General features: G+C 61.4%; 25 protein-coding genes. 17 read left to right on the top strand and 8 right to left on the bottom strand.

The window, feature by feature from the left end; genetic code table 11:
* Window positions 1-24 precede the first annotated feature (24 nt).
* From tig to J3B00_RS20285, 6 genes are all read left to right on the top strand, one after another.
* Window positions 25-1,338 carry a trigger factor gene (tig, locus tag J3B00_RS20310; protein WP_209870965.1) on the top strand — a complete coding sequence of 438 codons (1,314 nt, stop codon included), beginning with the start codon at window positions 25-27 and terminating at the stop codon, window positions 1,336-1,338.
* A 92-nt stretch (window positions 1,339-1,430) separates the two neighbouring features.
* Window positions 1,431-2,072 carry an ATP-dependent Clp endopeptidase proteolytic subunit ClpP gene (gene clpP, locus J3B00_RS20305; RefSeq protein WP_209870961.1) on the top strand — a complete coding sequence of 214 codons (642 nt, stop codon included), beginning with the start codon at window positions 1,431-1,433 and terminating at the stop codon, window positions 2,070-2,072.
* 108 nt (window positions 2,073-2,180) lie between these two features.
* Window positions 2,181-3,464, top strand: coding sequence for an ATP-dependent Clp protease ATP-binding subunit ClpX (gene clpX, locus J3B00_RS20300; protein ID WP_209870957.1), 1,284 nt, complete (start codon window positions 2,181-2,183; stop codon window positions 3,462-3,464).
* A 155-nt stretch (window positions 3,465-3,619) separates the two neighbouring features.
* The gene (lon, locus tag J3B00_RS20295) at window positions 3,620-6,016 is read left to right on the top strand and encodes an endopeptidase La (RefSeq protein WP_209870954.1); all 2,397 of its coding nucleotides are present in this window, start codon (window positions 3,620-3,622) and stop codon (window positions 6,014-6,016) included.
* Window positions 6,017-6,167: 151 nt separating this feature from the next.
* Window positions 6,168-6,440: a nucleoid-associated protein HU-beta gene (gene hupB / locus J3B00_RS20290; protein ID WP_119140201.1), complete on the top strand. Its 273-nt coding sequence runs from the start codon at window positions 6,168-6,170 to the stop codon at window positions 6,438-6,440.
* A 180-nt stretch (window positions 6,441-6,620) separates the two neighbouring features.
* Complete coding sequence (locus J3B00_RS20285; RefSeq protein WP_209870950.1) at window positions 6,621-8,492, top strand: SurA N-terminal domain-containing protein; 1,872 nt, start codon at window positions 6,621-6,623, stop codon at window positions 8,490-8,492.
* 250 nt (window positions 8,493-8,742) lie between these two features.
* On the opposite strand, the gene J3B00_RS20280 is transcribed toward J3B00_RS20285, so the two are convergent.
* Window positions 8,743-9,783, bottom strand: coding sequence for a patatin-like phospholipase family protein (locus J3B00_RS20280; RefSeq protein WP_209870946.1), 1,041 nt, complete (start codon window positions 9,781-9,783; stop codon window positions 8,743-8,745).
* A 154-nt stretch (window positions 9,784-9,937) separates the two neighbouring features.
* Here J3B00_RS20280 and J3B00_RS20275 point away from each other — a divergent pair, with 154 nt between their 5' ends.
* From J3B00_RS20275 to J3B00_RS20265, 3 genes are all read left to right on the top strand, one after another.
* The gene (locus tag J3B00_RS20275; RefSeq protein WP_209870943.1) at window positions 9,938-10,216 is read left to right on the top strand and encodes a hypothetical protein; all 279 of its coding nucleotides are present in this window, start codon (window positions 9,938-9,940) and stop codon (window positions 10,214-10,216) included.
* A gap of 14 nt (window positions 10,217-10,230) precedes the next feature.
* Window positions 10,231-10,998: a CHAD domain-containing protein gene (locus tag J3B00_RS20270; protein WP_209870940.1), complete on the top strand. Its 768-nt coding sequence runs from the start codon at window positions 10,231-10,233 to the stop codon at window positions 10,996-10,998.
* A 91-nt stretch (window positions 10,999-11,089) separates the two neighbouring features.
* On the top strand, window positions 11,090-11,887 hold the full coding sequence (locus J3B00_RS20265; protein WP_209870937.1) for a thioesterase family protein: 798 nt from the start codon (window positions 11,090-11,092) through the stop codon (window positions 11,885-11,887).
* On the opposite strand, the gene J3B00_RS20260 is transcribed toward J3B00_RS20265, so the two are convergent.
* The 3 genes from J3B00_RS20260 to J3B00_RS20250 all read right to left on the bottom strand — a co-directional run bounded on the left by J3B00_RS20260 (window position 11,884) and on the right by J3B00_RS20250 (window position 14,737).
* Window positions 11,884-12,252 (bottom strand): Mpo1-like protein, encoded by a 369-nt coding sequence (locus tag J3B00_RS20260; protein WP_209870933.1) that lies wholly within the window; start codon window positions 12,250-12,252, stop codon window positions 11,884-11,886. The two genes, J3B00_RS20265 and J3B00_RS20260, sit on opposite strands and share 4 nt — an antisense overlap.
* 75 nt (window positions 12,253-12,327) lie before the next feature.
* A complete protein-coding gene (locus J3B00_RS20255) occupies window positions 12,328-13,806 on the bottom strand; it encodes a methyl-accepting chemotaxis protein (protein ID WP_209870930.1) in 1,479 nt (492 codons plus the stop codon).
* A 133-nt stretch (window positions 13,807-13,939) separates the two neighbouring features.
* Window positions 13,940-14,737 carry a TatD family hydrolase gene (locus J3B00_RS20250; protein ID WP_209870927.1) on the bottom strand — a complete coding sequence of 266 codons (798 nt, stop codon included), beginning with the start codon at window positions 14,735-14,737 and terminating at the stop codon, window positions 13,940-13,942.
* 150 nt (window positions 14,738-14,887) lie between these two features.
* Here J3B00_RS20250 and J3B00_RS20245 point away from each other — a divergent pair, with 150 nt between their 5' ends.
* From J3B00_RS20245 to greB, 4 genes are all read left to right on the top strand, one after another.
* On the top strand, window positions 14,888-16,294 hold the full coding sequence (locus J3B00_RS20245; protein ID WP_209870924.1) for a transglycosylase SLT domain-containing protein: 1,407 nt from the start codon (window positions 14,888-14,890) through the stop codon (window positions 16,292-16,294).
* A 114-nt stretch (window positions 16,295-16,408) separates the two neighbouring features.
* Window positions 16,409-16,846: a DoxX family protein gene (locus J3B00_RS20240; RefSeq protein WP_209870922.1), complete on the top strand. Its 438-nt coding sequence runs from the start codon at window positions 16,409-16,411 to the stop codon at window positions 16,844-16,846.
* Window positions 16,847-17,057: 211 nt separating this feature from the next.
* Window positions 17,058-17,366, top strand: a complete 309-nt coding sequence (locus tag J3B00_RS20235; RefSeq protein ID WP_209870919.1) for a hypothetical protein — start codon at window positions 17,058-17,060, stop codon at window positions 17,364-17,366.
* Between the two features lie 29 nt (window positions 17,367-17,395).
* Entirely contained in the window at window positions 17,396-17,884 is a 489-nt protein-coding gene (greB, locus tag J3B00_RS20230; RefSeq protein WP_209870916.1) for a transcription elongation factor GreB, read from the top strand.
* Window positions 17,885-17,901: 17 nt separating this feature from the next.
* Here the strand turns inward: greB and J3B00_RS20225 are convergent, their stop codons facing one another.
* Both J3B00_RS20225 and J3B00_RS20220 read right to left on the bottom strand, forming a co-directional pair.
* Window positions 17,902-20,409, bottom strand: coding sequence for an ABC transporter permease (locus J3B00_RS20225; RefSeq protein WP_209870912.1), 2,508 nt, complete (start codon window positions 20,407-20,409; stop codon window positions 17,902-17,904).
* Complete coding sequence (locus tag J3B00_RS20220; protein ID WP_209870909.1) at window positions 20,409-21,092, bottom strand: ABC transporter ATP-binding protein; 684 nt, start codon at window positions 21,090-21,092, stop codon at window positions 20,409-20,411. The genes J3B00_RS20225 and J3B00_RS20220 overlap by 1 nt, the downstream gene beginning before the upstream one ends.
* 10 nt (window positions 21,093-21,102) lie before the next feature.
* On the opposite strand from J3B00_RS20220, the gene J3B00_RS20215 reads away from it, so the two are divergent.
* From J3B00_RS20215 to J3B00_RS20205, 3 genes are all read left to right on the top strand, one after another.
* Window positions 21,103-21,708 carry an arylesterase gene (locus tag J3B00_RS20215; protein ID WP_209870906.1) on the top strand — a complete coding sequence of 202 codons (606 nt, stop codon included), beginning with the start codon at window positions 21,103-21,105 and terminating at the stop codon, window positions 21,706-21,708.
* Window positions 21,709-21,766: 58 nt separating this feature from the next.
* Entirely contained in the window at window positions 21,767-22,048 is a 282-nt protein-coding gene (locus tag J3B00_RS20210; RefSeq protein ID WP_209870902.1) for a hypothetical protein, read from the top strand.
* A gap of 158 nt (window positions 22,049-22,206) precedes the next feature.
* Window positions 22,207-23,184 carry a L,D-transpeptidase family protein gene (locus tag J3B00_RS20205; RefSeq protein ID WP_209870899.1) on the top strand — a complete coding sequence of 326 codons (978 nt, stop codon included), beginning with the start codon at window positions 22,207-22,209 and terminating at the stop codon, window positions 23,182-23,184.
* 136 nt (window positions 23,185-23,320) lie between these two features.
* On the opposite strand, the gene oprI is transcribed toward J3B00_RS20205, so the two are convergent.
* The gene (gene oprI / locus J3B00_RS20200) at window positions 23,321-23,572 is read right to left on the bottom strand and encodes an outer membrane lipoprotei OprI (protein WP_003259780.1); all 252 of its coding nucleotides are present in this window, start codon (window positions 23,570-23,572) and stop codon (window positions 23,321-23,323) included.
* 503 nt (window positions 23,573-24,075) lie between these two features.
* Between oprI and J3B00_RS20195 the strand changes: the two genes are divergently transcribed.
* The gene (locus J3B00_RS20195) at window positions 24,076-24,357 is read left to right on the top strand and encodes a GNAT family N-acetyltransferase (protein ID WP_209870895.1); all 282 of its coding nucleotides are present in this window, start codon (window positions 24,076-24,078) and stop codon (window positions 24,355-24,357) included.
* Between the two features lie 74 nt (window positions 24,358-24,431).
* Here J3B00_RS20195 and J3B00_RS20190 read toward each other — a convergent pair whose 3' ends face one another.
* Window positions 24,432-25,508, bottom strand: a complete 1,077-nt coding sequence (locus tag J3B00_RS20190; protein ID WP_209870892.1) for a 3-deoxy-7-phosphoheptulonate synthase — start codon at window positions 25,506-25,508, stop codon at window positions 24,432-24,434.
* Window positions 25,509-25,599 lie beyond the last annotated feature (91 nt).

Below are 25,599 nucleotides of genomic sequence, written 5' to 3'. Positions count from 1 at the left end.
ACGTCTGTGCAACGAGGAATATCCATGCAAGTTTCGGTTGAAAACACTTCCGCTCTCGAGCGCCGCATGACCATCGCCGTCCCGGCCGAGCGCGTCGAGACCGAAGTCACCAAGCGTCTGCAGCAGACTGCCCGTCGCGCCAAGGTCCCAGGCTTCCGTCCTGGCAAGGTGCCAATGAGCGTCATCCGTCAGCGCTACGAAGCCGACGCCCGTCAGGAAGCCTTCGGCGACCTGATCCAGTCGTCCTTCTACGAAGCCGTTGTCGAGCAGAAGCTGAACCCGGCTGGCGCTCCGGCCGTTGAGCCTAAGTCCTTCGAAAAAGGCAAGGACCTGGAATTCGTCGCTATCTTCGAAGTGTTCCCAGAGTTCACCGTAGCCGGCTTCGACTCGATCAACGTCGAGCGCCTGAGCGCTGAAGTGGCTGACGCCGACCTGGACAACATGCTGGAAGTCCTGCGCAAGCAGAACACCCGCTTCGAGACCGTCGAGCGCGCTGCGCAGACCGACGACCAGGTCAACATCGACTTCGTTGGCAAGGTTGACGGCGAAGAGTTCGCCGGTGGTTCGGCCAAAGGCACCCAGCTGGTGCTGGGCTCCGGCCGCATGATCCCAGGTTTCGAAGATGGCCTGGTTGGCGCCAAGGCTGGCGAAGAGCGCGTTGTCAACGTGACCTTCCCAGAGGACTACCAGAACCTGGACCTGGCTGGCAAAGCCGCTGAGTTCACCATCACCGTCAACAGCGTTTCGGCACCTCAGCTGCCTGAGCTGAACGAAGAGTTCTTCGCTCAGTTCGGCATCAAGGAATCGACTCTGGAAGGCTTCCGCACCGAAGTTCGCAAGAACATGGAGCGCGAACTGCGCCAGGCGATCAAGACCAAGGTGAAAAACCAGGTCATGGACGGTCTGCTGGCCGCCAACCCGATCGAAGTGCCTAAGGCGCTGCTGGAAAACGAAGTCAACCGTCTGCGCGTTCAAGCCGTTCAGCAGTTCGGTGGCAACATCAAGCCAGAGCAACTGCCGGCCGAGCTGTTCGAAGAGCAAGCCAAGCGTCGCGTGGTACTGGGCCTGATCGTTGCTGAAGTGGTCAAGCAGTTCGACCTCAAGCCTGACGAAGGCAAGGTTCGCGAGATGATCGAAGAAATGGCTTCCGCCTACCAGGAACCAGAACAGGTCATCACTTGGTACTACAAGAACGACCAGCAACTGAACGAAGTGCGTTCGGTTGTGCTGGAAGAGCAAGTTGTAGATACTGTCCTGCAGAAAGCGACTGTGACCGACAAGTCGGTCTCGTACGAAGAGGCAGTAAAACCAGCACAGGCTCCTGCCGAAGCTGAGTAATCTGCAGCTTTCGTAGGAAACCCCCACAAGCCAGCCTTCGCGCTGGCTTGTGCGTATTTCAAGCCATGACTATTTGGGAGTGAGTGCAGGACATGTCCCGCAATTCTTATATTCAGCAGAGCTCTGACATCCAAGCCGCAGGCGGCCTGGTCCCGATGGTTATCGAGCAGTCCGCCCGTGGCGAACGCGCCTATGACATCTACTCGCGCCTTTTGAAGGAGCGAGTGATCTTCCTGGTAGGTCCTGTAGAAGACTACATGGCCAACCTGGTGGTGGCGCAGATGCTGTTCCTTGAGGCGGAAAACCCGGACAAGGATATCCATCTTTACATCAACTCACCGGGCGGTTCGGTGACTGCAGGCATGTCGATCTACGACACCATGCAGTTCATCAAGCCGGATGTCTCGACCATCTGCATCGGCCAGGCCTGCAGCATGGGCGCCTTCCTGTTGACCGCGGGTGCCAAGGGCAAGCGTCACTGCCTGCCGAACTCGCGCGTCATGATCCACCAGCCGCTCGGCGGCTTCCAGGGTCAGGCTACCGACATCCAGATCCACGCCCAGGAAATCCTCAGCATCAAGGGTCGTCTGAACGAGTTGCTGGCCTATCATACCGGCCAGGACCTCGAGACCATCCAGCGTGATACTGAGCGCGACAACTTCATGAGCGCCCAGCGCGCGGCCGAGTACGGCCTGATCGACTCGGTATACGACAAGCGGCAACTGGTCTCCTGATCCCAGGGGCCAGAGCAGGTGGGTGCCGAAAGCGCCCACCTGCGGACTTGAAAAAGCCCGCAATTGCCTTCATCTTGTGTTTCAAGCCTACCGGATTGGATCGATCGAATGACTGACACCCGTAACGGCGAGGACAGCGGCAAATTGCTCTATTGCTCCTTCTGCGGCAAAAGCCAGCACGAAGTGCGCAAATTGATTGCCGGGCCCTCGGTATTTATCTGCGACGAGTGCGTCGACCTGTGCAACGACATCATCCGTGAGGAGGTGCAGGAAGCCCAGGCCGAGAGCAACGCGCACAAATTGCCTTCGCCGAAAGAAATCAGCGGCATCCTGGACCAGTACGTCATCGGTCAGGAACGCGCGAAGAAGGTGCTCTCGGTAGCGGTGTACAACCACTACAAGCGCCTGAATCAGCGTGACAAGAAGGGCGACGAAGTCGAACTCGGCAAGAGCAACATCCTCCTGATCGGGCCAACTGGCTCGGGCAAGACCCTGCTCGCCGAAACCCTTGCACGCTTGTTGAACGTTCCGTTCACCATTGCCGACGCCACCACCCTGACCGAAGCCGGTTATGTCGGTGAGGACGTCGAGAACATCATTCAGAAACTGCTGCAAAAGTGCGACTACGACGTGGAAAAGGCCCAGATGGGCATTGTCTACATCGACGAGATCGACAAGATTTCGCGCAAGTCGGACAACCCGTCGATCACCCGTGACGTTTCGGGCGAAGGCGTGCAGCAGGCACTGTTGAAGCTGATCGAAGGCACCGTGGCTTCTGTGCCGCCGCAAGGTGGCCGCAAGCACCCGCAACAGGAATTCCTGCAGGTAGATACCCGCAATATCCTGTTCATCTGCGGTGGCGCGTTCTCTGGCCTCGAGAAGGTCATCCAGAACCGCTCCACCCGTGGCGGGATCGGCTTCAGTGCTGAAGTGCGCAGCAAGGAAGAAGGCAAGAAGGTCGGTGAATCCCTGCGTGAAGTCGAGCCTGACGATCTGGTCAAGTTCGGTCTGATCCCGGAGTTCGTTGGCCGTCTGCCGGTGCTGGCGACCCTCGACGAGCTCGACGAGGCTGCTCTGATGCAGATCCTCACCGAGCCGAAAAACGCCCTGACCAAGCAGTATGCCAAGCTGTTCGAGATGGAAAGCGTCGACCTCGAGTTCCGCAGTGATGCGCTCAAGGCCGTTGCACGCAAGGCTCTGGAGCGCAAGACCGGCGCCCGTGGCCTGCGTTCGATCCTCGAGGGCGTGCTGCTCGACACCATGTACGAAATTCCTTCGCAGAAGGAAGTCAGCAAGGTGGTGATCGACGAGAGCGTCATCGAAGGCACTTCGCAGCCGCTGCTCATTTACGAGAACAGCGAGCCGCAAGCCAAAGCCGCACCAGACGCCTGATTCGGGCTAACGGTGTGTAAAAAGAAAGGGGCCTACGGGCCCCTTTCTGCTTTTCCTGCTTCAACGCTTGTAATTTGCCAGGGCTGCCCCCACATTAGGTCCAAGCATAATTTCCACCGGTTTCCGGCCATAAAGGCCGCTGTAGAGGCGAAATCATGAAGACCACCCTCGACTTGCCTCTTTTGCCATTGCGCGATGTCGTCGTTTATCCGCACATGGTCATCCCGCTGTTTGTGGGGCGCGAAAAATCCATCGAGGCCCTTGAGGCCGCGATGACGGGCGAAAAGCAGATCCTTCTGCTCGCCCAGAAAAACCCGGCCGACGATGACCCAGGCGAAGACGCCCTGTATCGCGTCGGCACCATTGCCACCGTCCTGCAGCTGCTGAAACTGCCCGATGGTACCGTCAAGGTACTGGTCGAAGGCGAGCAGCGTGGTGCGGTCGAGCGCTTTACCGAAGTCGATGGGCACGTCCGTGCCGAAGTTAGCCTGATCGATGAAACCGACGCGCCAGAGCGCGAGTCGGAGGTCTTCGTGCGCAGCTTGCTGTCGCAGTTCGAGCAGTATGTGCAGTTGGGCAAGAAAGTCCCCGCTGAAGTGCTGTCCTCGCTCAACAGCATCGAAGAGCCAGGCCGCCTGGTCGACACCATGGCCGCGCACATGGCGCTGAAGATCGAGCAGAAGCAAGAGATTCTCGAGATCGTCGACCTGCAGACGCGCGTCGAGCACGTATTGGCCCTGCTGGATGCCGAAATCGACCTGCTGCAGGTCGAGAAGCGCATCCGTGGCCGGGTCAAGAAGCAGATGGAGCGCAGCCAGCGCGAGTACTACCTGAATGAGCAGATGAAGGCCATTCAGAAGGAGCTCGGTGACGGTGACGAGGGCCATAACGAAGTCGAAGAGCTGAAAAAGCGCATCGACGCCGCTGGCCTGCCCAAGGATGCCCTGACCAAGGCCCAGGCCGAGCTGAACAAGCTCAAGCAGATGTCGCCGATGTCTGCCGAGGCTACCGTGGTGCGCACCTACCTCGACTGGCTGGTGCAGGTGCCGTGGAAGGCTCAGAGCAAGGTGCGCCTTGATCTGGCCAAGGCCGAGGAAATCCTCGATGCCGACCACTATGGCCTGGAAGAGGTCAAGGAGCGCATCCTTGAGTACCTCGCCGTGCAGAAGCGCGTGAAGAAGATCCGTGGTCCGGTGCTGTGCCTGGTTGGCCCGCCTGGCGTGGGTAAAACCTCGCTGGCCGAGTCGATCGCTACTGCCACCAACCGTAAATTCGTGCGTATGGCCTTGGGTGGCGTACGCGATGAAGCCGAGATCCGTGGTCACCGCCGCACCTACATTGGCTCGATGCCTGGACGTCTGATCCAGAAGATGACCAAGGTTGGTGTACGCAACCCGCTGTTCCTGCTCGACGAAATCGACAAGATGGGCAGCGACATGCGTGGCGACCCAGCGTCGGCGCTGCTTGAAGTGCTCGACCCTGAGCAGAACCACAACTTCAACGACCATTACCTGGAAGTCGACTACGACCTTTCCGATGTGATGTTCCTGTGCACCTCGAACTCGATGAACATTCCGCCGGCGCTGCTCGACCGTATGGAAGTCATCCGCCTGCCGGGTTACACCGAGGACGAGAAGATCAACATCGCGGTCAAGTACCTGGTACCCAAGCAGGTCAAGGCCAACGGTTTGAAAAAGGATGAGCTCGAGGTCGACGTCAGCGCGATCCGCGACATCATCCGCTATTACACCCGCGAAGCCGGTGTGCGTGGCTTGGAGCGGCAGATTGCCAAGGTCTGCCGCAAGGTGGTCAAGGAACATACCGGGCAGAAACTGGTCAAGGTGAAAGTGGCCGGCGAACAGCTCGAGCAGTTGCTCGGCGTACGCAAGTTCCGCTATGGCCTGGCTGAGCAGCAGGACCAGATCGGCCAGGTGACTGGGTTGGCCTGGACGCAGGTGGGCGGCGAACTGCTGACCATTGAAGCGGTGGTTATCCCCGGCAAGGGGCAGTTGATCAAGACCGGTTCGCTCGGTGATGTCATGGTCGAGTCGATCACTGCCGCGCAGACTGTGGTCCGTAGCCGCGCGCGCAGCCTGGGGATTGCCAACGATTTCCACGAGAAGCGTGACGTGCATATCCACATGCCTGAAGGGGCCACGCCGAAGGATGGTCCGAGTGCCGGTATTGGCATGTGCACGGCGCTGGTTTCGGCGCTGACCCAGATCCCGGTGCGTGCAGATGTTGCGATGACCGGCGAAATCACCCTGCGGGGGCAGGTTCTGGCGATTGGTGGTTTGAAGGAAAAACTGCTCGCGGCACACCGTGGCGGGATCAAGACGGTGATCATTCCGGAAGAGAATGTTCGCGATTTGAAGGAGATTCCGGAAAATATCAAACAGGATCTTCAGATCAAACCGGTCAAATGGATTGACGAAGTCCTCCAAATTGCGCTGCAATACGCCCCGGAGCCCTTGCCAGATGTGGCTCCGGAGATTGTCGCGAAGGATGAAAAGCGCGACAGCGATGCCAAGGAAAGAATCAGCACGCACTAATACGTATCTCGCTGGGGGGCTTTCCTTGACAGTTTTTTCGGGCCCTTGTTATAAAGCGGCACGCCAGTGTCAACAGGCCACCCAGCGCTCGTTTTACACGCATTCATTACATACTTAGAAACAAACTCAAATAGAGATAAGGGGACTTCGAGTGAACAAGTCGGAACTGATTGACGCTATCGCCGCATCTGCTGACATTTCCAAAGCCACCGCCGGTAAGGCGCTGGACGCCGTCATCGAATCCGTGACCGGTGCCCTGAAGCAAGGCGACGACGTGGTACTGGTAGGCTTCGGTACTTTCTCCGTCAAGGAGCGCGCTGAGCGCACCGGCCGTAACCCACAGACTGGCAACGCGATCAAGATCGCCGCTGCCAAGGTTCCAGGCTTCAAAGCTGGTAAAGGCCTGAAAGACGCCGTCAACTAAGTCGTCTCTTCAGCCGACCCGGGCCATGCCAGGGTCGACCGCGTGACAGGCGGCGCAAACGTTGCCGCCCGACACGCTCGCTTCGAGAAGGCGCATCTTCGGATGCGCCTTTCTTCTATCAGGACTCTACCCACGCTCCGCGGTTGACGACGCAGTGGTACAACCGTTTCTGGGGGACGCATGCTGCAGAATATCAGGGACAATTCACAGGGTTGGATTGCCAAGACCATCATCGGCCTTATCGTCGTACTGATGGCGTTGACTGGCTTCGAGGCCATTTTTCAGGCCGCCAGCCATAGCCAGGACGCCGCCAAGGTAAACGGCCAGACCATCAGCCAGAACGAGCTGAGTCAAGCCGTCGACATGCAGCGCCGCCAGCTGATGCAACAGCTGGGCAAGGATTTCGATCCTGCCTTGCTCGACGAGAAGATGCTGCGCGAAGCCGCGCTGAAGGGGCTGATCGATCGCAAACTGCTGTTGCAGGGTGCTGAAGACGCCAAGTTCGCGTTCTCCGAAGCTGCACTGGATCAAGTGATCCTGCAGACGCCGGAGTTCCAGGTCGATGGCAAGTTTGACGCCAACCGTTTCGACCAGGTCATTCGCCAAATGGGCTATGGCCGCTTGCAGTTCCGCGACATGCTTGCCGAAGAGATGCTTATCGGCCAGCTGCGCACCGGCCTTGCCGGTAGCAGCTTTGTCACCGACAAGCAGGTCGACGCCTTCGCTCGCCTGGAGAAGCAGACCCGCGATTTCGCTTCGCTGACCTTCAAGGCCAACCCGGCTGCAGTAAAAGTCAGCGACGAAGAGGTCAAGGCGCACTATGACCAGCACGCCAAGGAGTTCATGACACCGGATCAGGTGGTCATCGACTACATCGAGCTGAAGAAGTCGGCATTCTTTGATCAGGTCAAGGTCGACGACGACGCGCTCAAGGCGCTGTACGAGAAAGAAATCGCCAACCTGGCCGAGCAGCGCCATGCCGCGCACATCCTCATCGATGTCAACGACAAGGTCACTGATGCTCAAGCCAAGGCGCGCATCGAAGAGATCCAGCAACGCCTGAACAAGGGTGAGGACTTCGCCACGCTGGCGAAGGAATTCTCCCAGGATCCGGGTTCGGCCAACACCGGCGGTGACCTCGGCTTTGCCGGCCCTGGCGTCTATGACCCAGCCTTTGAGGACGCCCTGTACGCGCTGAACAAGGACCAGGTTTCGCAGCCGGTACGCACCGAGTTCGGCTATCACCTGATCAAGCTGCTGGGCGTCGAGGCACCTGAAGTGCCGAGCTTTGCCAGCCTGAAAGACAAGCTCACCCGCGAGCTGAAAACCCAGCAGGTCGAGCAGCGCTTTGTCGAAGTGACCAAGCAACTCGAAGATGCTGCGTTCGAAGCGTCCGATCTGGTCCAGCCGGCGCAGGACCTGGGCTTGAAAGTGCAGACCTCGGCGCCGTTCGGTCGCGAAGGTGGCGATGGCATCACCGCCAACCGTTCGGTAGTCCAGGCCGCGTTCAGCGAAGAAGTGATCGACGAAGGCTCGAACAGCAACGCCATCGAGCTCGATCCGGAAACCGTGATCGTCCTGCGTGCCAAGGAGCACCGCAAGCCGGAGCAACTGCCGCTGGAAGCGGTGGCACAACGCATCAGCGAGCACCTGGCCAAAGACAAGGCGACTGCCGAACTCAAAGCCAAGGCGGACAAGCTGATTGCTGGCCTGCGTGACGGTTCGATCAAGCCGGATGCCAGCCACGATGGCCAGAGCTGGAAGGTCCAGGAAGCGGTCACCCGTAACCAGGAAGGCATCGAGCCGGTCGAACTGCAGGCGGTGTTCCGCCTGGCCAAGCCAGAGAGCAAGGACAAGCCGGAATTCGGCAGTGTGGTTCTGGCCGATGGCAGCCTGGTGCTGGTGCAGCTCAAAGGCGTCAACGAAGGCGCTGCGGCCACTGACGAGGAGAAGCAGCAGATTCGTCGCTACCTCGCCTCGCGTGCTGGCCAGCAGGACTTCGCGGCTTACCGCAAGCAGCTGGAAGCCACTGCCGAGATCACTCGTTACTGAGTTGAGCTTGGATAATAAAACAGGCCGCTTATGCGGCCTGTGTTGTTTCTGCAATTGCTGTGGTCAGTGCTGGCCTCTTCGCCGGCGGCACGCTCTCTCAACTAACGCTAACTCACTGATTTGACCTGATCCTGTAGGAGCGGGCTTGCCCCGCGAAACCGGTGCCATACACCGCGGGGGCTGGACCGGCCTCTTCGCGGGGCAAGCCCGCTCCTGCAGGGTTCAGCTACAGCATGAGTTCTATGAGGCCTTAACGCCGCTTACCCTCATGGTTATCCAGCGTATCCCGCGCAATCTCCCGCCCCAGGGCAATCAGCTCCGGCGCTTTGTAAAACTCGAAGAACTGGCAGACCCGCTTGGGTACGTTGATCAATACATCTGGCGGGTACCCGGCGATCTTGTACTGGGCCAGCGACGTCTGCATCACCTCGAAACTCTGGTTGATCAGGTCCAGCAATGACGCCGGGCCAACGTTGTCGATGATGAACGAGCCTGTCGCCGACTTTGGCGCGCCGCTGCTTTCGGGTGCTGCTGCCGGCTGTTGGCCTTCTGGGTTGGCCGCTTCGCTGAGCCAGGGGTTGGGCGCTGCCAGGCCATCCCCAGAGATTTCCTGCTCGATGCGGATCATCTGTTCGGCCGGCTTGCGGCGAAACGGCAAGCGTGAGCCTACCGAGTTCATCAGCGCATCAAAGCGTTTCTTGAATGCCGCCGGACGCTCGATCACCGGCAGTTGGTAGTGGTTCTGGTTGGTGGCGTTGAGGTTGACCGCGATGATCAGGTCGCAGTGGCTGGAAACCACCGGGACGATCGGCAAAGGGTTGAGAATGCCGCCGTCTACCAGCATGCGATTGCCTTGTACCACAGGCGTGAACAAGCTGGGGATCGCTGCCGAAGCGCGCATGGCCTGGTGCAGGCAGCCTTCCTGGAACCAGATTTCCTGCTGGTTGGTGAGGTCGGTGGCGACCGCCGTGTAAGGGATGCGCAGTTGCTCGATGTTGATCTCGCCGACAATCTTGCGAATCTGGCCAAACACCTTGTCGCCACGAATCGCACCGAGGCGGAAGCTGACATCGACAAGGCGCAGCACATCGAGATAATCCAGGCTCTCGATCCAGTTGCGATATTCATCCAGCTTGCCTGCGGCATAGATCCCGCCGACCACGGCGCCCATCGAGCAGCCGGCAATACAGGCAATTTCATAGCCGCGCCGTTCTATTTCCTCGATCACACCGATGTGTGCATACCCCCGTGCTCCGCCTGAGCCCAACACCAATGCGACACGTTTGCTCATGATATTCCCCCACGACTGTGCAACCATGCGTCAACAATGCACCTAATACGGCCTGTGCTTCAATGGCAGTCGCGCTGGACTACCCTGAAGAGGGCACTTTTCCAGTGTCTGCGCGTCGAACTGCCAATCTCACATTCACTTTGAGGTAATAACGATGAAAGCCTGGATCTGCCTTCCACTGATTGCCTTGGCCCTGGCTGGCTGTGCGGGCAAGACGGCCTACCGTGACAGCTGCGCGACCCAGCTGGATAGCGCCTGGAAGGAATTGGACCTGGCCAAGGCCGAGGGTTTCGCTGGCACGGTGAGTTATTCCAAGGCGCTCTCGCTACTCACGGGCGCCAAGACCCAGCAGCAGTTCGAGGGCTTCGAAGGCTGTAGCAAGAAAGCCCAGAAAGCGCGCTTCTACATTCGTGAATCCCGCGCTGGGCGTTGAACAAGGAGTGCAGCATGTCCGCCATGCTTGATCATGTGGTCGTCCAAAGCCTGACCCTGCAGGTGCGTTTGCTGGCCTGTCGCGAGCGCCTGGCCGCTGATGTCGATAGCGAAGCCCTGCACGACCTGCGTACCACCACTCGGCGCTTGCGCAGCCTCTTGCGACCGTTGCGTGGCCTGCCTGCAGTCGAACAGCTGGAGCAGGCGGCCAAGGCTCTCGGCGATCTGACCACGCCGCTGCGTGACCGTGAGGTGCTGGCTGCGCAATTGATCGAGCGCGGCGAGCAGCAGGCTGGCCAGCAACGTCTGCGGGGCAGGGCGCAGACCTTTGCCAAGGTCGCAGCCAGCGCCGAGCTGACTCGCATGCTGGCGATCGTCGATGCCTTTCCGCTGTTCTTGCGCGCCGCTGAGCGCGAAGGGTTGAGTGATGGCCTGGGCAAGCGCATCGACAAGCGCCTGAGCAAGCAGTGGCGCAAGCTTGAAGAGGGCCTGAAAGATCCGGCCCATGATCGTCATAGTCTGCGCCTGTTGATCAAGCGGGTGCGTTACGGCGATGAGGCCTATCCGCAACTCGATCATGCCGGGCGCAGGCTGCAGCGGCTGCTCAAGCGCGCCCAGGGCGATCTGGGTGATTGGCATGATCGTCTGCAATGGTTGCTGCAGGTGCCACAAAATCCCGACCTGAGCGCCTGTGCTGCTGCCTGGGAGCAGGAGCTGCACCAGGCGGAGCAGAAGTCCGACATTACCCTGAACAACCTGCAAGAGGCGCTGGCGCGCCGATAGCCCCTGCAAATGGCCGATATGCGGGCTGCCGTGCAAGCGACCTGTGGTTAACATCAGGGTCAGAGTGCTCAGCTCAGGTGTCGAGGAATCCATGAACTTCACGCAATTGCTCACAGCCCTGCGGGCGTGTCCCGAGTCTGTTACCGTCCCGGCCAGTTGGGGCCAGGGCCGCGCTGCCTTCGGCGGCCTGATGGCGGCCATGGTCTATGAAGCCATGCGCATGAAGCTGAGCGATGATCGCCCGGTCCGCTCGCTGGCGATTACCTTCGTCGGCCCCGCCGCGCCCGATGTGCCGATCAGCTTTGAAGTCGAAGTGCTGCGCGAAGGCAAGGCGGTCAGCACGTTGCTTGGCCGTGCCGTGCAGCAAGGGCAGGTGGTGACGTTGGTACAGGGCAGCTTTGGTGCAGGGCGGCCCTCGGCGGTCGATGTTGCCGCCCAGCCGGCGCTGGACATGAAACCGCTCGATCAGGCCTCTGCGGAGCTGCCCTACATCAAAGGGGTGACGCCGGAGTTCATGCGCCATGTCGCCCTGCGCTGGACCATCGGTGGGTTACCGTTCACGGGCAACAGCTCGCGGCACATGGGTGGCTGGGTACGCCTGCGAGATGTCGCTGAAGAGCCGCTCACCGAAGCACACCTGCTGGCCCTGGTCGATGCCTGGCCGCCCAGCCTGATGCCTTTCCTCAAGCAGCCTGCCGCCGGCAGTACCCTGACCTGGACCATTGAGTTCATCCAGCCTACGCCGCGCCTGAGCACCCTCGACTGGTGCCGGTATTGTGTCGAGACCGAGTATGCGCGCGATGGCTACGGGCATGCTTCGGCCGCTCTGTGGACGGCCGAAGGTGAGTTGTTGGCACTGAGCCGTCAGACGGTGACGGTGTTCGCCTAACGGTGGTGTTTGTGGCGCTCGCGCCAGGCACGCCACCAGGCGCCGCTGAGGACAAACCGCGGGAAGGTAATGAACTGCTCGGTGAGCAGCCGTTGCATGGCGTCCTTGCGGTTGGCGAAGGGTTCTGGCTGTTCGGCTTCCAGGCGATGGCCCTGGCGTTGCAGGCCGAGGCCGGCGATCAGGGCAATCACACCCACCGCAACCTGGCTCAGGTCGAGGGCAAACAGCCCGGAGAGCACCAGCAGGATGCCAATGATGAACAACGGCACGGCGATCAGGTGCAAGACCAGATTGGCCGGATGGCGGTGATTGTTGTGGTAGCCGCGCCATTGCCAGGCGGGCAGGTTGGGCAGGCGTTTGCTCATTGGACAATCCTCTCGGTCATGTCCAAAGCTTAGTGCGGCCCACGCCAGGCGGCCAATCGAGGCAGGCTATGAGCACTATAGCTTGAGCTGGCCGATGGCTTTGTTGAGTTCACCGGCGAGGGTGGCCAGCTGGTTGCTGGTGGTCGCCGAGCCCACGGTCTGCTGCACCGTCTGTTCGGTCACGTCGCGTATGCTCACTACCGCTCGGTTCATCTCTTCGGCGACCTGGCTCTGCTGCTCGGCGGCGACGGCAATCTGTGTGTTGCTTTCGCGCATCTGGGCCACGGCGCTGGTGATCTGTGCCAGGGATTCGCCAGCCTCCTGGGCCTGCCTGACGCAGTCGTCGGCCTTGAGCGAACTCTCCTGCATGAACTCGACCGCATCGCGCGTGCCCGCCTGCAGCGCCGAGACCATTTCGGTAATCTCATCGGTTGAGGCCTGCACCCGTTTGGCCAGGTTGCGTACCTCATCGGCGACCACCGCGAAACCGCGCCCCAGATCGCCAGCGCGGGCAGCTTCGATGGCGGCATTGAGGGCGAGCAGGTTGGTCTGCTCGGCAATACTGTGGATCACCCCGACCACGCTGTTGATCTTCTGGCTGTCCTCGGCCAGCTGGCGGATCATTTCGGCGGTTTGCTGAACGCCGCTGGAAAGCCCGCAGATCGAACTCTGCACCCGGCTGACCACGGCCTGACCACTGCTGGCCAGGGTATCTGCGGTTTGCGAAAGGTCGCGAGTGGCACCCGCGTGCTGGGCGATGTGGTGAACGGTGGCAGACATCTCGTTGATGGCGGTTGCGGCCTGATCGGTTTCGCTTTGCTGGCCGATCATGCCGTGGCGAACCTCGTTCATGCTGGCCGCCAGGCATGCCGCCCCCGAGTCGAGCTGGGCAGCCGTGCTGGCGGCGGTGCTGACCACGCGATGATAAGTGCCCTGCATGGCGTTGAACGCAGCCGCCATCTGGCCGACCTCATCGCCGCAGGCCAGTGGCACACGGGCTGACAGGTCGCCGGTCTTTTCCACGTGGAGCATCACGTCCTTGAGGGTGTTGAGCTGGGCGAGCAGGAAGCGGATCAGCAGTTGCGAGGCGCCGAGCATGGCCAGCATGAGAATCAGTACGCACGCAGCATAGTTGCCAAAACGCTCGAAGAACACTTCGCGCAGGCTTGGCGACTGGGCCACCACGGCTACCTGCTGCTCACCGTGGCGCACGACCTGAGCACCCAGCAAGGGGTGCTCGCCGAGCATCCAGGCATGGGGTAGATCAACCCAGCCTTGGGCGTCGCGCAGTTCCGCCAAGGGTTGCCCGGCATAGCTAGGCGTCTGGCCGGTTTGCCAACTGATTGCATTGGCTTGTTTGGGCAGGGCTTGCCCGGCGGGCCAGGCCGCGATCAGTTGCGCCTGCGCTTGAGCTGCGGCCCGTGCGCCGTCGGCACGTGCCTGTTGCTCGAGGCTGACGGCATATAGCACCAGCAACAGCGTGGTCACAAAGGCCACGGCGTTGACCGCCCAGAACTTGTACTTCAAGGAGATATTGCTAAGCCAGGCACCCATGGAAGGTCTTCTCTGAATTGAGCGGAAACAGTATTGGCAAGGTGCCATCATTGTGTCCGTTTGCTTCAGAGTGATTCTTGATATGCGTCAAGAAATCCAGGTGAGAACAGGCCTGGCCTGATGCAACATCGCCTCAAGGCAAATCAAAGAACCTGCGCGCGCACTCAGTGGTATGCCTGGCGGTTTGCTCCAGCGCCTCTCCCCGGTGCAGCGCCACCTCGCGCAATACCTCAGGCAAGAACGCCGGCTCGTTGCGGCCACTTTTCGGCTTTGGCCGCAAGCTGCGCGGCAGCAGGTAGGGTGCGTCACTCTCGAGCATCAACCGGCCTTCGGGAATGTTGCGCACCAGCGGGTGCAGGTGGGTGCCACGTCGCTCGTCGCAGATCCAGCCGGTGATGCCGATATGCAGGTCCAGGTCCAGATAGGCGAACAGCGCATCGCGCTCGCCCGTGAAGCAATGCACCACGGCGGCAGGGAGGTGGTCGCGATAGTCCTTGAGAATGGCCAGCAGGCGCTCGCTGGCATCCCGCTCATGGAGAAACACCGGCAGGCGCAGTTCGGCGGCCAGGGCCAGCTGTGCCTCTAGCGCCTGCTCTTGCAGCGGGCGAGGGGAGAAGTCGCGGTTGAAGTCCAGGCCGCACTCGCCCACTGCCTTGACCCGTGGTTGTTCAAGCAGCTGACGCAGCCGTCGTTCGCTGTCGGCATCCCAACTCTTGGCATCGTGAGGATGCACGCCGCCGGTGGCGAACAAGCGCTGGCCCGCCTCGTCGAGCTGCAGGCACAACTCCAGCGCCTGCTCGCTGACCTCCAGGCTGGTGCCCGTGAGGACCATCTGCACCACGCCCGCCTGCACGGCACGCTCGACAATGTCGGCCTGCTTGTCGTGGAAGCTGCTGTTGGTCAGGTTGACGCCAATATCGATCAGTTGCATGGTGCTACCTCGTGCCGCGGGGCGGCCAGCATAGCAAAAACTGCTAATTTCGCGAAAAAGCCAAGAACTTCAAACGTTTGCCATGGTCTTTTGAGGTCATTTGTCACCGCCATACAGGCGCCTGCCCACTGTTCTCGGACACGTCTTCGCATGCTGCGACCGTTGTTGACCCTGTTGTTGATATTCGGCCTGGTCCTGGCAGGGCCGGCTAGCGCACGCTTGCCCGGTCCGCAACAGGCGGCAACCAGCAGCCAGCCGCGTGATCTTGCGCAAATTCGCAGTACCAAGGTGTTGCGGGTGTTGGTCAATCAGAGTCGCAACAGCTCCGGCGAGATCAAGGGCGAGCCGGTGGGGGTCGAATATCATCGGTTGCGAGCACTTGAACACTACCTCAATGGCCGTGAGCGACAAGGGCAAATTATCAAGGTAAAGCTTATTCCGCGGGCCAAAGAGCAGTTGCTCGGTGCCTTGCGACGGGGCGAGGGCGACCTTGCCGCGCCGGGCGAACTGCTCGATCCGAGCCTGGTGCGCGAGGTAAGCAGCAGCGCACCGGTAGTCGACCAGGTGTCCTTGGTGCTGGTCGGGCGCAAAGGTGGGCGAAGCTTCAGCCGCGTCGAACAGTTGTCTGGGCGTACGGTCGCGCTGACCACCGCCAGTGGCGCCGGGGCGGTGATCCAGGTGCTCAACCAGCAGCTGGCCTTGCGTAAGCGTGCGCCGATCAAGGTGGAATGGGTCGACCCGACGCTGGCTGTCGAAGATGTGCTGGAAATGGTCCAGGCGGGCATCTATCAGCTGACCGTGGTGGAGCGGCCGATCGCCCAGCGCTGGGCTCGAGTGATGCCGCGCCTGTCGGTCAACACACGCCTGCGCCTGGGGCAGCCGCAGGCCGTGCGTTGGTATGTGGGGCGTGACGCGAGCATGCTGCTGGCCACGGTTGACCGTTTTCTCGCCGGCTATCGCGCCCCGGAGAACCAGGACGCCGCCTTCGAGCGCATTTATCGACGCCAGTACCGCGTGCATGACCCGTTGGCCCGACAAGACAGGCAGCGCTTGCAAGCGGTGCGAGCGGTGCTTCAGAAGCACGGCCAGGCGCAGCAGATCGACTGGCTGAACCTCGCTGCGCTAGCGTTCAAGGAGTCCACCCTCAACCCCGCCGCACGCGGTATGGGCGGCGCCCATGGGCTGATGCAGATCACTCCGGCGGCGGCGCAGCGGGTCGGAGTCAGCAATACCGCGACGGTGGATGGCAACGTCCAGGCCAGTGCGCGTTACCTGGCGCTGATCCGGCGCAAGTTCTTTGCCAGTGCGCAATTGAATGAGCGCGAGCGCATGGCGTTTATCCTGGCGGCTTACAACCTCGGGCCGGAACGGGTCCAGGCGATGCGCGCGGAGGCGCGTCGGCGTGGGCTCAACGGTAATCAGTGGTTCTTCCAGACCGAGCGCATCGCCATGGAGCAGGTGGGGATGGGTCCGGTCAACTTCGTCAACAGCGTCAACAAGTACTTCCTGGCATTCAACCGCGAGCGCACTGCGCTGGAGCGGGTGGTGAAACGCTGACCAATCAGTATCATCGATAGTAAGTACGCATTTTTTGCGATTTTACTATTTATTATTTTGATTAAGATGGCGGTCATACCCACTCAACACTGAATTGCTCAAGGAAGTCTCAACATGAACAGCACCTCCCTCAACGCCCTGTTCGCCACCCGTGCTGGCGCTGGCCTGAGCGTCATTCGCATCCTGGTTGGCGTGATCTTCATGGCTCACGGTGCGCAAAAGCTGTTCGGCCTGTTTGGCGGCTACGGCCTGGAAGGCACTGGTCAATGGATGGAAAGCATCGGCCTGGCGCCGGGCTACCTGATGGCACTGTTGTCGGGGAGCGCGGAGTTCTTCGGTGGCCTGGCCCTGGTGATCGGCCTGCTGGTTCGCCCTGCAGCACTGGCGCTGACGGCGACCCTGGTGGTGGCGATCTTCTCGGTACACATTGGCAACGGCCTGTTCATGTCCAACAACGGCTATGAATTTGCCTTGGCGCTGCTGGCCGGTACCGTGGCGGTATTGATCGAAGGCGCAGGTCGCTTCTCGCTGGACCGCTTGATTGCCCGCTGACACCGGGTTGCAACGCAAAAACGGCAAGCTGCTAGTAGCGACTACTTGCAGCTTGCCGTTTGACGCTCTAGGATAACGCTTGCGCCGATTTAAACAGCTACTTGCGGGGCGCAGGAGAGGCCTTGCTGGCCATCCGAAATACCGCTAAAGCGCTGGTTCGGTGACGCCTCCCACCGCTGCCCAGCGGGATTTGCGAGGCGGAGATATCTCCATGAGTTGTCCACGTACCAGTGTCTGCCTGACCCCCCTGCCTGTCGACCAGGCTTCTCGCACGCCGCGCATCCTGCTCGGCGGCCAGCACCAGCCCACCTTGTTGCGTCACCTCGACGGCCTGTCACGACGCAAAGGCCAGGCCCGTGCCTTCCTTATCCAGTTTGCCGACAGCTGCGGTTTGCTTGATCAATACGCGACTGATCGGTTTGATCTTGCGGTAATCCAGGCGCCTGCCGCCGGCGAGGCTGCCGAAGTTATCGGTCATCTCACCCGCATTGCCCGCCAAGGCCTGATTACCCGTGCGTGAGCGGCGTGTCGCGCTGAGGAGAACGCTGTTTGAGCACCAACATCATCACTGCCGAAGGGCATCAGGCGCTGAAGCAGGAGCTTGACCATCTGTGGCGCGTCTATCGCCCTGAAATCACCCAGAAGGTGGCCTGGGCCGCCTCGTTGGGGGATCGTAGCGAGAACGCCGATTACCAGTACAACAAGAAGCTGTTGCGCGAGATCGACCGCCGCGTGCGCTATTTGCGCAAGCGGCTGGAGGACGTCAAGGTCGTGGCCTACTCGCCGCAGCAGGAAGGCCGGGTGTTCTTTGGCGCCTGGGTCGAGATCGACAACGACGCGGGCGAGGTGTTGAAGTTTCGCGTTGTCGGCTATGACGAGATTTATGGGCGTAACGATTACATCTCGATCGACTCGCCCATGGCACGCGCCCTGCTCAAGAAAGAGGAGGGCGATGAGGTCGTGGTGCAGACGCCGACTGGCGAGGCGACCTGGTATATCGCCCGGATCCATTATGGTCAGGAGCAGGATGTGGGGTGAGGCCCTTGCAGGCGCCTCTATCCCTCGCGCAACACCGCCAGCGGGCTCGCATTCAGCGCGCGCCGTGTGCCAAACACCCCAGCCCCGCCGATCAGCACCGCACCGATCACCGGCAGCAGCAACAGCCACGGATGCGGGCTCCACTGCAAGTCAAACGCATACCGATACAGCGCCCAGCTGATCAGCTCGCAGCCCAGTGCCGCCAGCAGCCCGCTGGTCACCCCGAGCAAGCCAAACTCGATACGCCGTGCACGCACCAGCAACGGCCGCCCCGCACCCAGTGCGCGTAACAGCGCCCCTTGGCGAATGCGCTCGTCCAGCGTCGCCTGCAATCCGGCGAACAGCACCGCCAGCCCCGCCGCCAGAACAAACAGCAGTACATACTCGACCGCCACGGTCACTTGGGCGAGGATGCTGCGCAATTGCGCCAGCAGTGCGTCGACCTGAAGAATGGTCGCCGCCGGGAACGCCCGCGACAGGGCAATCACTTGTTGGTCATGCCCCGGTGCCAGGTAGAAGCTGGTCAGGTAGGTGGTTGGCAAGCCCTGCAGGGTGCCGGGTTGGAAAATCATGTAGAAGTTGGGCTGGAAGCTGTCCCAGTGCACCGTGCGCAAACTGCTCACCCGCGCCTGGCGCTGCTGACCGCCGATATCGAAGTCGAGCAGGTCGCCCAGCTTGAGGTTCAGGCTGGTCGCAAGCTCCGACTCCACCGACACCCCCGGTACAGCGTCGCTCGGCGGGTTGGGCTGCCACCAGCTACCGGCTACCAGCGCATTACCCTGCGGCAGGTCGGCGGCCCAGGTCAGGCTGAGGTCACGCTGGACGGCGCGTTCCCCGGTCGATTCCTTGCTGACCAGTTGGCGCACCGGCTCCTGGTTGATGTGGGTCAGCCGTCCTGGAATCACCGGGTACAGCGGTGCCGAGGTGGCGTTGGCTTCGCGCAGGTGCTGGGCGAAGGATTCGCGATCGTCCGGCAGGATGTTCAGGGCGAAATGATTGGGTGCATCCTTTGGCAACTGCGCCTGCCAATTGTCCAGCAGTTCGGCGCGCAGCAGTGCGACCAGGCCCATTGCCAGCAGAATCAGGCCGAATGCCAGCGCTTGGCCTGCAGCCGCCAGTGGATGCCGCAATAATTGGCCAAGGCCCAGTCGCCAGGTCAGCGGCGCGCCGGCCAGCAAACGGCGCAGACTGCGCAAGCCGAGCAGGAGCAGGCCGCCGAGTAGCAGGGCGGCAATCAAGCCGCCGCCGAGCAGGGCGAAGGTCAGGAGCAGATCAAGGCTCAGCCGCCACATGATCAGGCCCAGCGCGAACAGTGCGGCGCCGTAGACCAGCCAGCTGCTGGGCGGCACTGGAAGAAGGTCGCGGCGCAGGACCCGCAGCGGTGGCACTCGGCCGAGCGCGGCGAGTGGGGGCAGGGCAAAGCCGGCCAGCGCCACCAGGCCGGTGCCGATTCCGGCCAGTGCAGGGATGATGCCGCCCGGCGGAACGGTGCTGGGCATCAGGCCGTGGAGCAAACGGAACAGGCCCAGTTGCGCCAACCAGCCAAGCACCGCGCCTGCCATTGCCGCGACCAGGCCGAGTACGGCCAGTTGCACGCAGTACATGCCCAAGGCTTCGCGCCGGGACAGACCCAGGCAGCGCAGCAACGCGCTGGCATCCAGGCGGCGGGCCGCGTAGCGGCTGGCCGACAGCGCTACGGCAACGCCGGCCAGGAGCACGGCAACCAGGCTCGCCATGTTCAGGTAGCGTTCGGCCTTGCCCAGGGCGCCGCCGATCTGCCGGTTGCCGTCGCGGGTATCGCGCAGGCGCTGGCTGGCGGCGAGGTCCTTTTCCACCGTCTGCCGGTACTGGGCCAGTGTCTCAGGTTCACCGCGCCAGAGGTCGCGATAGGTGACGCGGCTGCCCGGCTGGATCACGCCGGTCGCTTGCAGGTCGTCAAGGTTGATCAGCACGCGCGGTGTGAGGCTGTAGAAATTATTGGCGCGGTCCGGTTCATAGGTCAGTAGCCGGCTCATGCGCAGGGTCTTCATGCCGACATCGATGCTGTCACCGATCGACAGCCCCAGTGCCACCAGCAGGCGTGGTTCGACCCAGGCCTCGCCCGCTGCCGGCCCGCCGCCGGGGGTTTCTTCGGCATAAGGCGCGCCCGCGCTGCGCAGCTCGCCGCGCAGTGGATAGGCAGCGTCGGCCGCCTTGATGCTCGACAGCTGGATGCCCGCGTCGCCGCCCACCACGCTGGTGAACTCGACCACCCGTGCATGGCGCAGGCCTAGCGCGGAGCCTGCGCTGATCTGCTCGTCGCGGGCGGGTGAGTTGCCCTGCAGCACAAGGTCGGCGCCAAGGAATTCGCTGGCGCGCAGTTGCATGGCGCCATTCAGGCGGGCGCCAAAATAGCCGATCGCGGTGCTCGCGGCGACCGCTACCAGCAAGGCGAAGAACAGCACGCGTACTTCACTGGCGCGGGCGTCGCGCAGCAGTTGGCGCAGCGCCAGGGTGCACAGGCGCAACAACGGCAATCGGGTCATCAGGGCTCCAGAGGCGCCACCAGGCGGCCAGCGTCCAGGCGGATCAGGCGACGACAGCGCTTGGCCAGGCGTTCGTCATGGGTCACCAGCACCAGGGTGGTGCCGCGTTCCTTGTTCAGGTCAAACAATAAGTCGCTGATTCGCTCGCCGGTGTGGCTGTCGAGATTGCCCGTGGGCTCGTCGGCAAACAGCACCGCTGGCTGGGCCGCAAAGGCGCGGGCGATGGCTACCCGTTGCTGCTCGCCGCCCGACAGCTGGCGCGGAGTGTGCGTCAGGCGTTTGCCCAGGCCAACCCGTTCGAGCAGGGTCCGGGCGTGCTCGCGGGCATCGCGGCGGCCCTCCAGCTCCAGCGGCAGCATGACGTTTTCCAGTGCATTGAGGCTATCGAGCAGTTGGAAAGACTGGAATACGAAGCCGACATGTTCGGCACGCACTTTGGCCCGCTGGTCTTCGTCGAGTGGGCCGAGGTCGTTGCCGGCGAGGATCACGTTGCCGGCGCTGGGGCGGTCAAGGCCGGCGAGCAGGCCGAGCAAGGTCGACTTGCCCGAGCCCGATGCACCGACAATGGCCAGGCTGTCGCCTTGCTCGAGATCGAGTGACAGTGCGTGAAGGATGGTCAGATCGCCTTCCGCGCTGGGGACCACTTTGCTAAGGTTCTGCGCAACGAGAATGCTTGGGCTCATGGAGAATCCGATGCGAGTGTGGTGGTTGAGTACCGGTCTGGCCCTGTATTGCCTGGCCCAGAGCGCAGTAGCGGGAACACTGCTGATTGTTGGCGATAGTATCAGCGCCGGTTTTGGCCTGGATACCCGCCAGGGGTGGGTTTCGTTGTTGCAGCAACGCATGCAGGACGAGGGTTTCGACGACCAGGTGATCAATGCCTCGATCAGTGGCGACACCACTGCAGGAGGCCAGGCGCGCCTGCCTGCGCTGCTTGCAGCGCATAAGCCGAGTGTCGTGGTGCTCGAGTTGGGTGGCAATGACGGCCTGCGTGGGCAGCCTCCGGAGCAATTGCAACAAAATCTTGCCTCCATGATAGAGCGCTCCCGTGCCGCCGGGGCCAAGGTGCTGTTGCTCGGCATGCGCCTGCCGCCCAACTATGGCGTGCGTTATACCACTGCGTTCGCCCAGGTCTATGAGCAGTTGGCAGCCCGCGAGAAGGTCGCGCTGGTGCCGTTTTTCCTCGAGGGTGTGGGCGGGGTGCCGGAGCTGATGCAGGCCGATGGCATCCACCCGGCCCAGGGTGCGCAGCAGCAACTGCTGGAAAATGCCTGGCCGGCGATAAAACCCTTGCTGTGACGCTTTTAACGGGGGCTGCTTTCGGATAATGTTGCGCCCCCCGTTTCGAGACCCCCCGATGCCGCGTCCTGCCTGGTCCCTGTATGCCTATCAACTGATCGAGCCCGATGAACAGCTCGACTTGTTCGCGTGTCAGGAAGTCCGCGTCCACCTGGTAGCCCGCCAACTTGAGCTGGGGGCGCCCGTCGATCGTACCTTGTGCGGTGGGTTGCTGCCCGCGCAGCCACGCTGGACCAGCGTGCCACGCACGATCAATCGCGACCGTCGGCTGTGCACGCTGTGCCGGGCGATCCTCGACGCCCAGCGCCGTGGCACCCGGCCGATCTGGCCGCAGCTCTAGCGGCGCGGGCCCTGGCTGCGCGTCAGGGCGGACCGGCGGGGCGGAACTACGGCTGCCTTTCATCATCTGAAACGCATGCAACTGGGCGATGCCTCCCGCTCATGCCGAGGGGGGTGTACAATTGATCCTCTTGACCCATCTTTCGAAGGATTTACCGGATGTTGCCGCGCATTCCCGCCGTCACCCGTAGCCTGTCCCTGGCCGCCCTGTTGGTAGCGGGCCCAGCCTGCGCGCTGGAACTGCCGTTGCCACCGCCCGGTGAAGACGTGGTTGGTCAGGTGCAGACCATCAAGGCCAAGTACGAAGACACTTTCGCCGACATCGGTACTGCCAACGACCTGGGCTACCTGGAGATGATCGCCGCCAACCCGGGTGTCGACCCGTGGCTGCCGGGTGCCGGTACCGAGATCATCCTGCCGACGCGCTACGTGTTGCCGCCAGGCCCGCGTGAGGGTGTCGTGATCAACCTGGCCGAGTATCGCCTGTACTACTTCCCGAAAGGGCAGAACGTGGTGCATACGTTCCCGCTGGGCATTGGTCGCGAGGGCTGGGGTTCGCCCATTGCCAATACCAAGATCATCGCCAAGACGCCCAACCCGACCTGGACGCCACCGGCTTCGATCCGGGCAGAGCATGCCGCCGACGGTGACATCCTGCCTACCGTGGTGCCGGCGGGCCCGGATAACCCGTTGGGGCCGTTCAAGTTCACCTTGGGTGTGCCCGGTTACCTGATCCACGGCTCCAACAAGAAGTTCGGCATTGGCATGCGCACCAGCCACGGCTGCTTCCGGATGCTCAACAACAACGTGCTGGAGTTGTCCAAGATGGTGCCGGTGGGGACGCCGGTGCGCATCATCAACGAGCCGTACAAGTTTGGCCTGAGTGCCGGCAAGGTCTATCTCGAAGCGCATACGCCACTGGACGATCATGGCGATCCGTCGGTGGTGGACAAACACACCGCGGTCATCAACGCCTTGCTCAAGCGTGAAGACCTGGCTAACAACCTGCGCATGAACTGGGACATGGTGCGGGATGTGGTGGCTGCCGAAGATGGCATGCCGGTGGAAATCGCCGTACCTGTCAGTGGCGAAGCGGGTGCGCCGATGGTCAGCAGTATCCCGGACGAACTGCAGTAAGTTCTGTGTCGTAACCTAAAGGCCTGCCAATGTGCAGGTCTTTTTGCATTTTGAATGGCGCTGTTTTGACCATGATGCAGGCATAAAAAAAGCCGACCCACTAGTGGATCGGCTTCTCAACAATCCGTGAGGATTATTACTTGCGGCTGGCTTTGTCCAGCATACGCAGAGCGCGCTCATTGGCTTCGTCAGCAGTTTGCTGAGCCTTCTGAGCGGCAGCCAGAGCGTCGTCAGCCTTACGGTAGGCTTCATCGGCACGGGCTTGGGCGCGAGCTGCTGCGTCTTCGGTAGCAGTCAGGCGAGCTTCGGTTTCTTTGGAGACGCTGCTGCAACCGGTAGCCAGAACTGCGGCCAGAGCCAGAGCAGAGAATTTCAGAACGTTGTTCATCGTGTTCCCCTTCAAGGACTTTCTATTAAATAGCCATCTCTCGGAAAAGAGAAACTGGCCGGCGTACATAGTACCCATTACTTGTAGTAAGTAAACTGACAGAGCGCAAGAACTGCAAAAAAAATGTCAACGCCGCGGCCAGCGTCACGCGTTAGCGGGGTTTTCTGAACTTTGGTTGCAGCGAACGCAAGCGATTGTACTCACGGAACTTTTTGTTGAACTAAAGGTGACTTGCACGGTCTTTCAGCGTCTTAGCAGAAGAACATCCGGTTGCTCTTGCGAGTCTGCGAATGGTGCTGGTCAAAAGCATGGCTTTAGGAATTTTTGCCTAGCAAGCTCTTGAGCAATCCTGCGTGCGGCGCCTACTATTTGAGGGTGCCCAAAATGCAGAACGACCAGGTTGCCTTGTGGTCCAAGGGGGCATGAGGGGGCGTAGAGTTTCTCCGCCGGATACATCATCGGTTAAGGTAAGGGTCTGCCCAGAAGACCTGCGAGGAGTAGTGATGAGCGAAGCGCTGACCATCCACCATGACCAGGCCGGTCATCAGTTCGAGACCAACGTGGACGGTCATCGTGCCTATCTGACGTACATGGACCTGGGCAAGCAGACGCTGGATATCTACCGCACCTTCGTGCCGAACGCCTTGCGTGGCCGGGGCATCGCCGCTGCACTTACCGAGAAGGCCCTGCGCTATGCCGATGAGATGGGCTATACGGTGATCCCGTCTTGCTCCTACGTCGAGCGCTACATGGAGCGTCAGCAGCGCCATTCAAGCAAGGCGTGAATCAGCCCGCCTGAAAGCAGGCCGTACAGGCAAAAAAACGCCGGGCAAGTTGCCCGGCGTTTTTGTGTCTGGCCTCAGCCGCGTGGGCGCTGGGGCAAGACGTCCTTGAGCTTGTTATGCATGCTGCGCACGGCTTTTTCGGTCGCGCTCCAGTCGATGCACGAGTCGGTGACCGAGACGCCGTACTGCAGGTCAGCGAGGTCTTTCGGGATCGCCTGGCAGCCCCAGTTCAGATGGCTTTCGACCATCAGGCCGATAATCGACTGGTTGCCTTCGAGGATCTGGTTGGCGACGTTCTCCATGACCAGCGGCTGCAAGGCCGGGTCCTTGTTGGAGTTGGCGTGGCTGCAGTCAACCATGATATTGGCCTTGATCTTGGCCTTGGCCAGGTCTTGCTCGCAGAGGGCGACGCTGACCGAATCATAATTGGGCTTGCCGTTGCCACCGCGCAGCACCACGTGACCGTAGGCATTGCCCTTGGTGGTGACGATGGACACGCCGCCTTCCTGGTTGATGCCGAGGAAACGGTGCGGTTTGGACACTGACTGCAGGGCGTTGATCGCCACGGTCAGGCCGCCGTCCGTGCCATTCTTGAAACCGACCGCCGAGGACAGGCCCGAGGCCATTTCGCGGTGAGTCTGCGACTCGGTGGTGCGAGCGCCGATGGCCGACCAACTGATCAGGTCCTGCAGGTATTGTGGGGAGATCGGGTCGAGCGCTTCAGTAGCGGTCGGCAGGCCCATTTCAGCCAAGTCCAGGAGCAACTTGCGGCCGATGTGCAGGCCGTCCTGAATCTTGAACGAGTCATCCAGGTACGGATCGTTGATCAGGCCTTTCCAGCCGACGGTGGTGCGCGGTTTTTCGAAGTACACGCGCATCACCAGGTACAGGGTGTCGGAAACTTCTGCCGCCAGCACTTTGAGTCGCTCTGCGTACTCGTGGGCTGCCTTGATGTCGTGGATCGAGCAGGGGCCGATGACGACGAACAGTCGATGGTCCTTGCCGTCGAGAATGTTGCGCACCACTTCGCGACCGGCAGTCACGGTCTGCAGGGCTTTGGCGCTGAGGGGGAGCTCCTTCTTGAGCTGATCGGGGGTGATCAAGGTCTCGTTGGAAGCAACGTTAAGGTCATCGATCGGTAAATCAGCCATCGTGTTACTCGTCAGGTCACGGGTGCCGGCCGCCAGCAATCCCCGTGCGGCCCAGCAGCAGATTGTTCGCAGCGGGGAGGCCGAACCTTAG

This window comes from Pseudomonas sp. BP8 (genome assembly GCF_017875955.1).
Lineage (GTDB): Bacteria > Pseudomonadota > Gammaproteobacteria > Pseudomonadales > Pseudomonadaceae > Aquipseudomonas.
The sequence above is the reverse complement of the archived record's forward strand: the minus strand, read 5'-3'. Positions and strand labels throughout refer to the sequence as shown.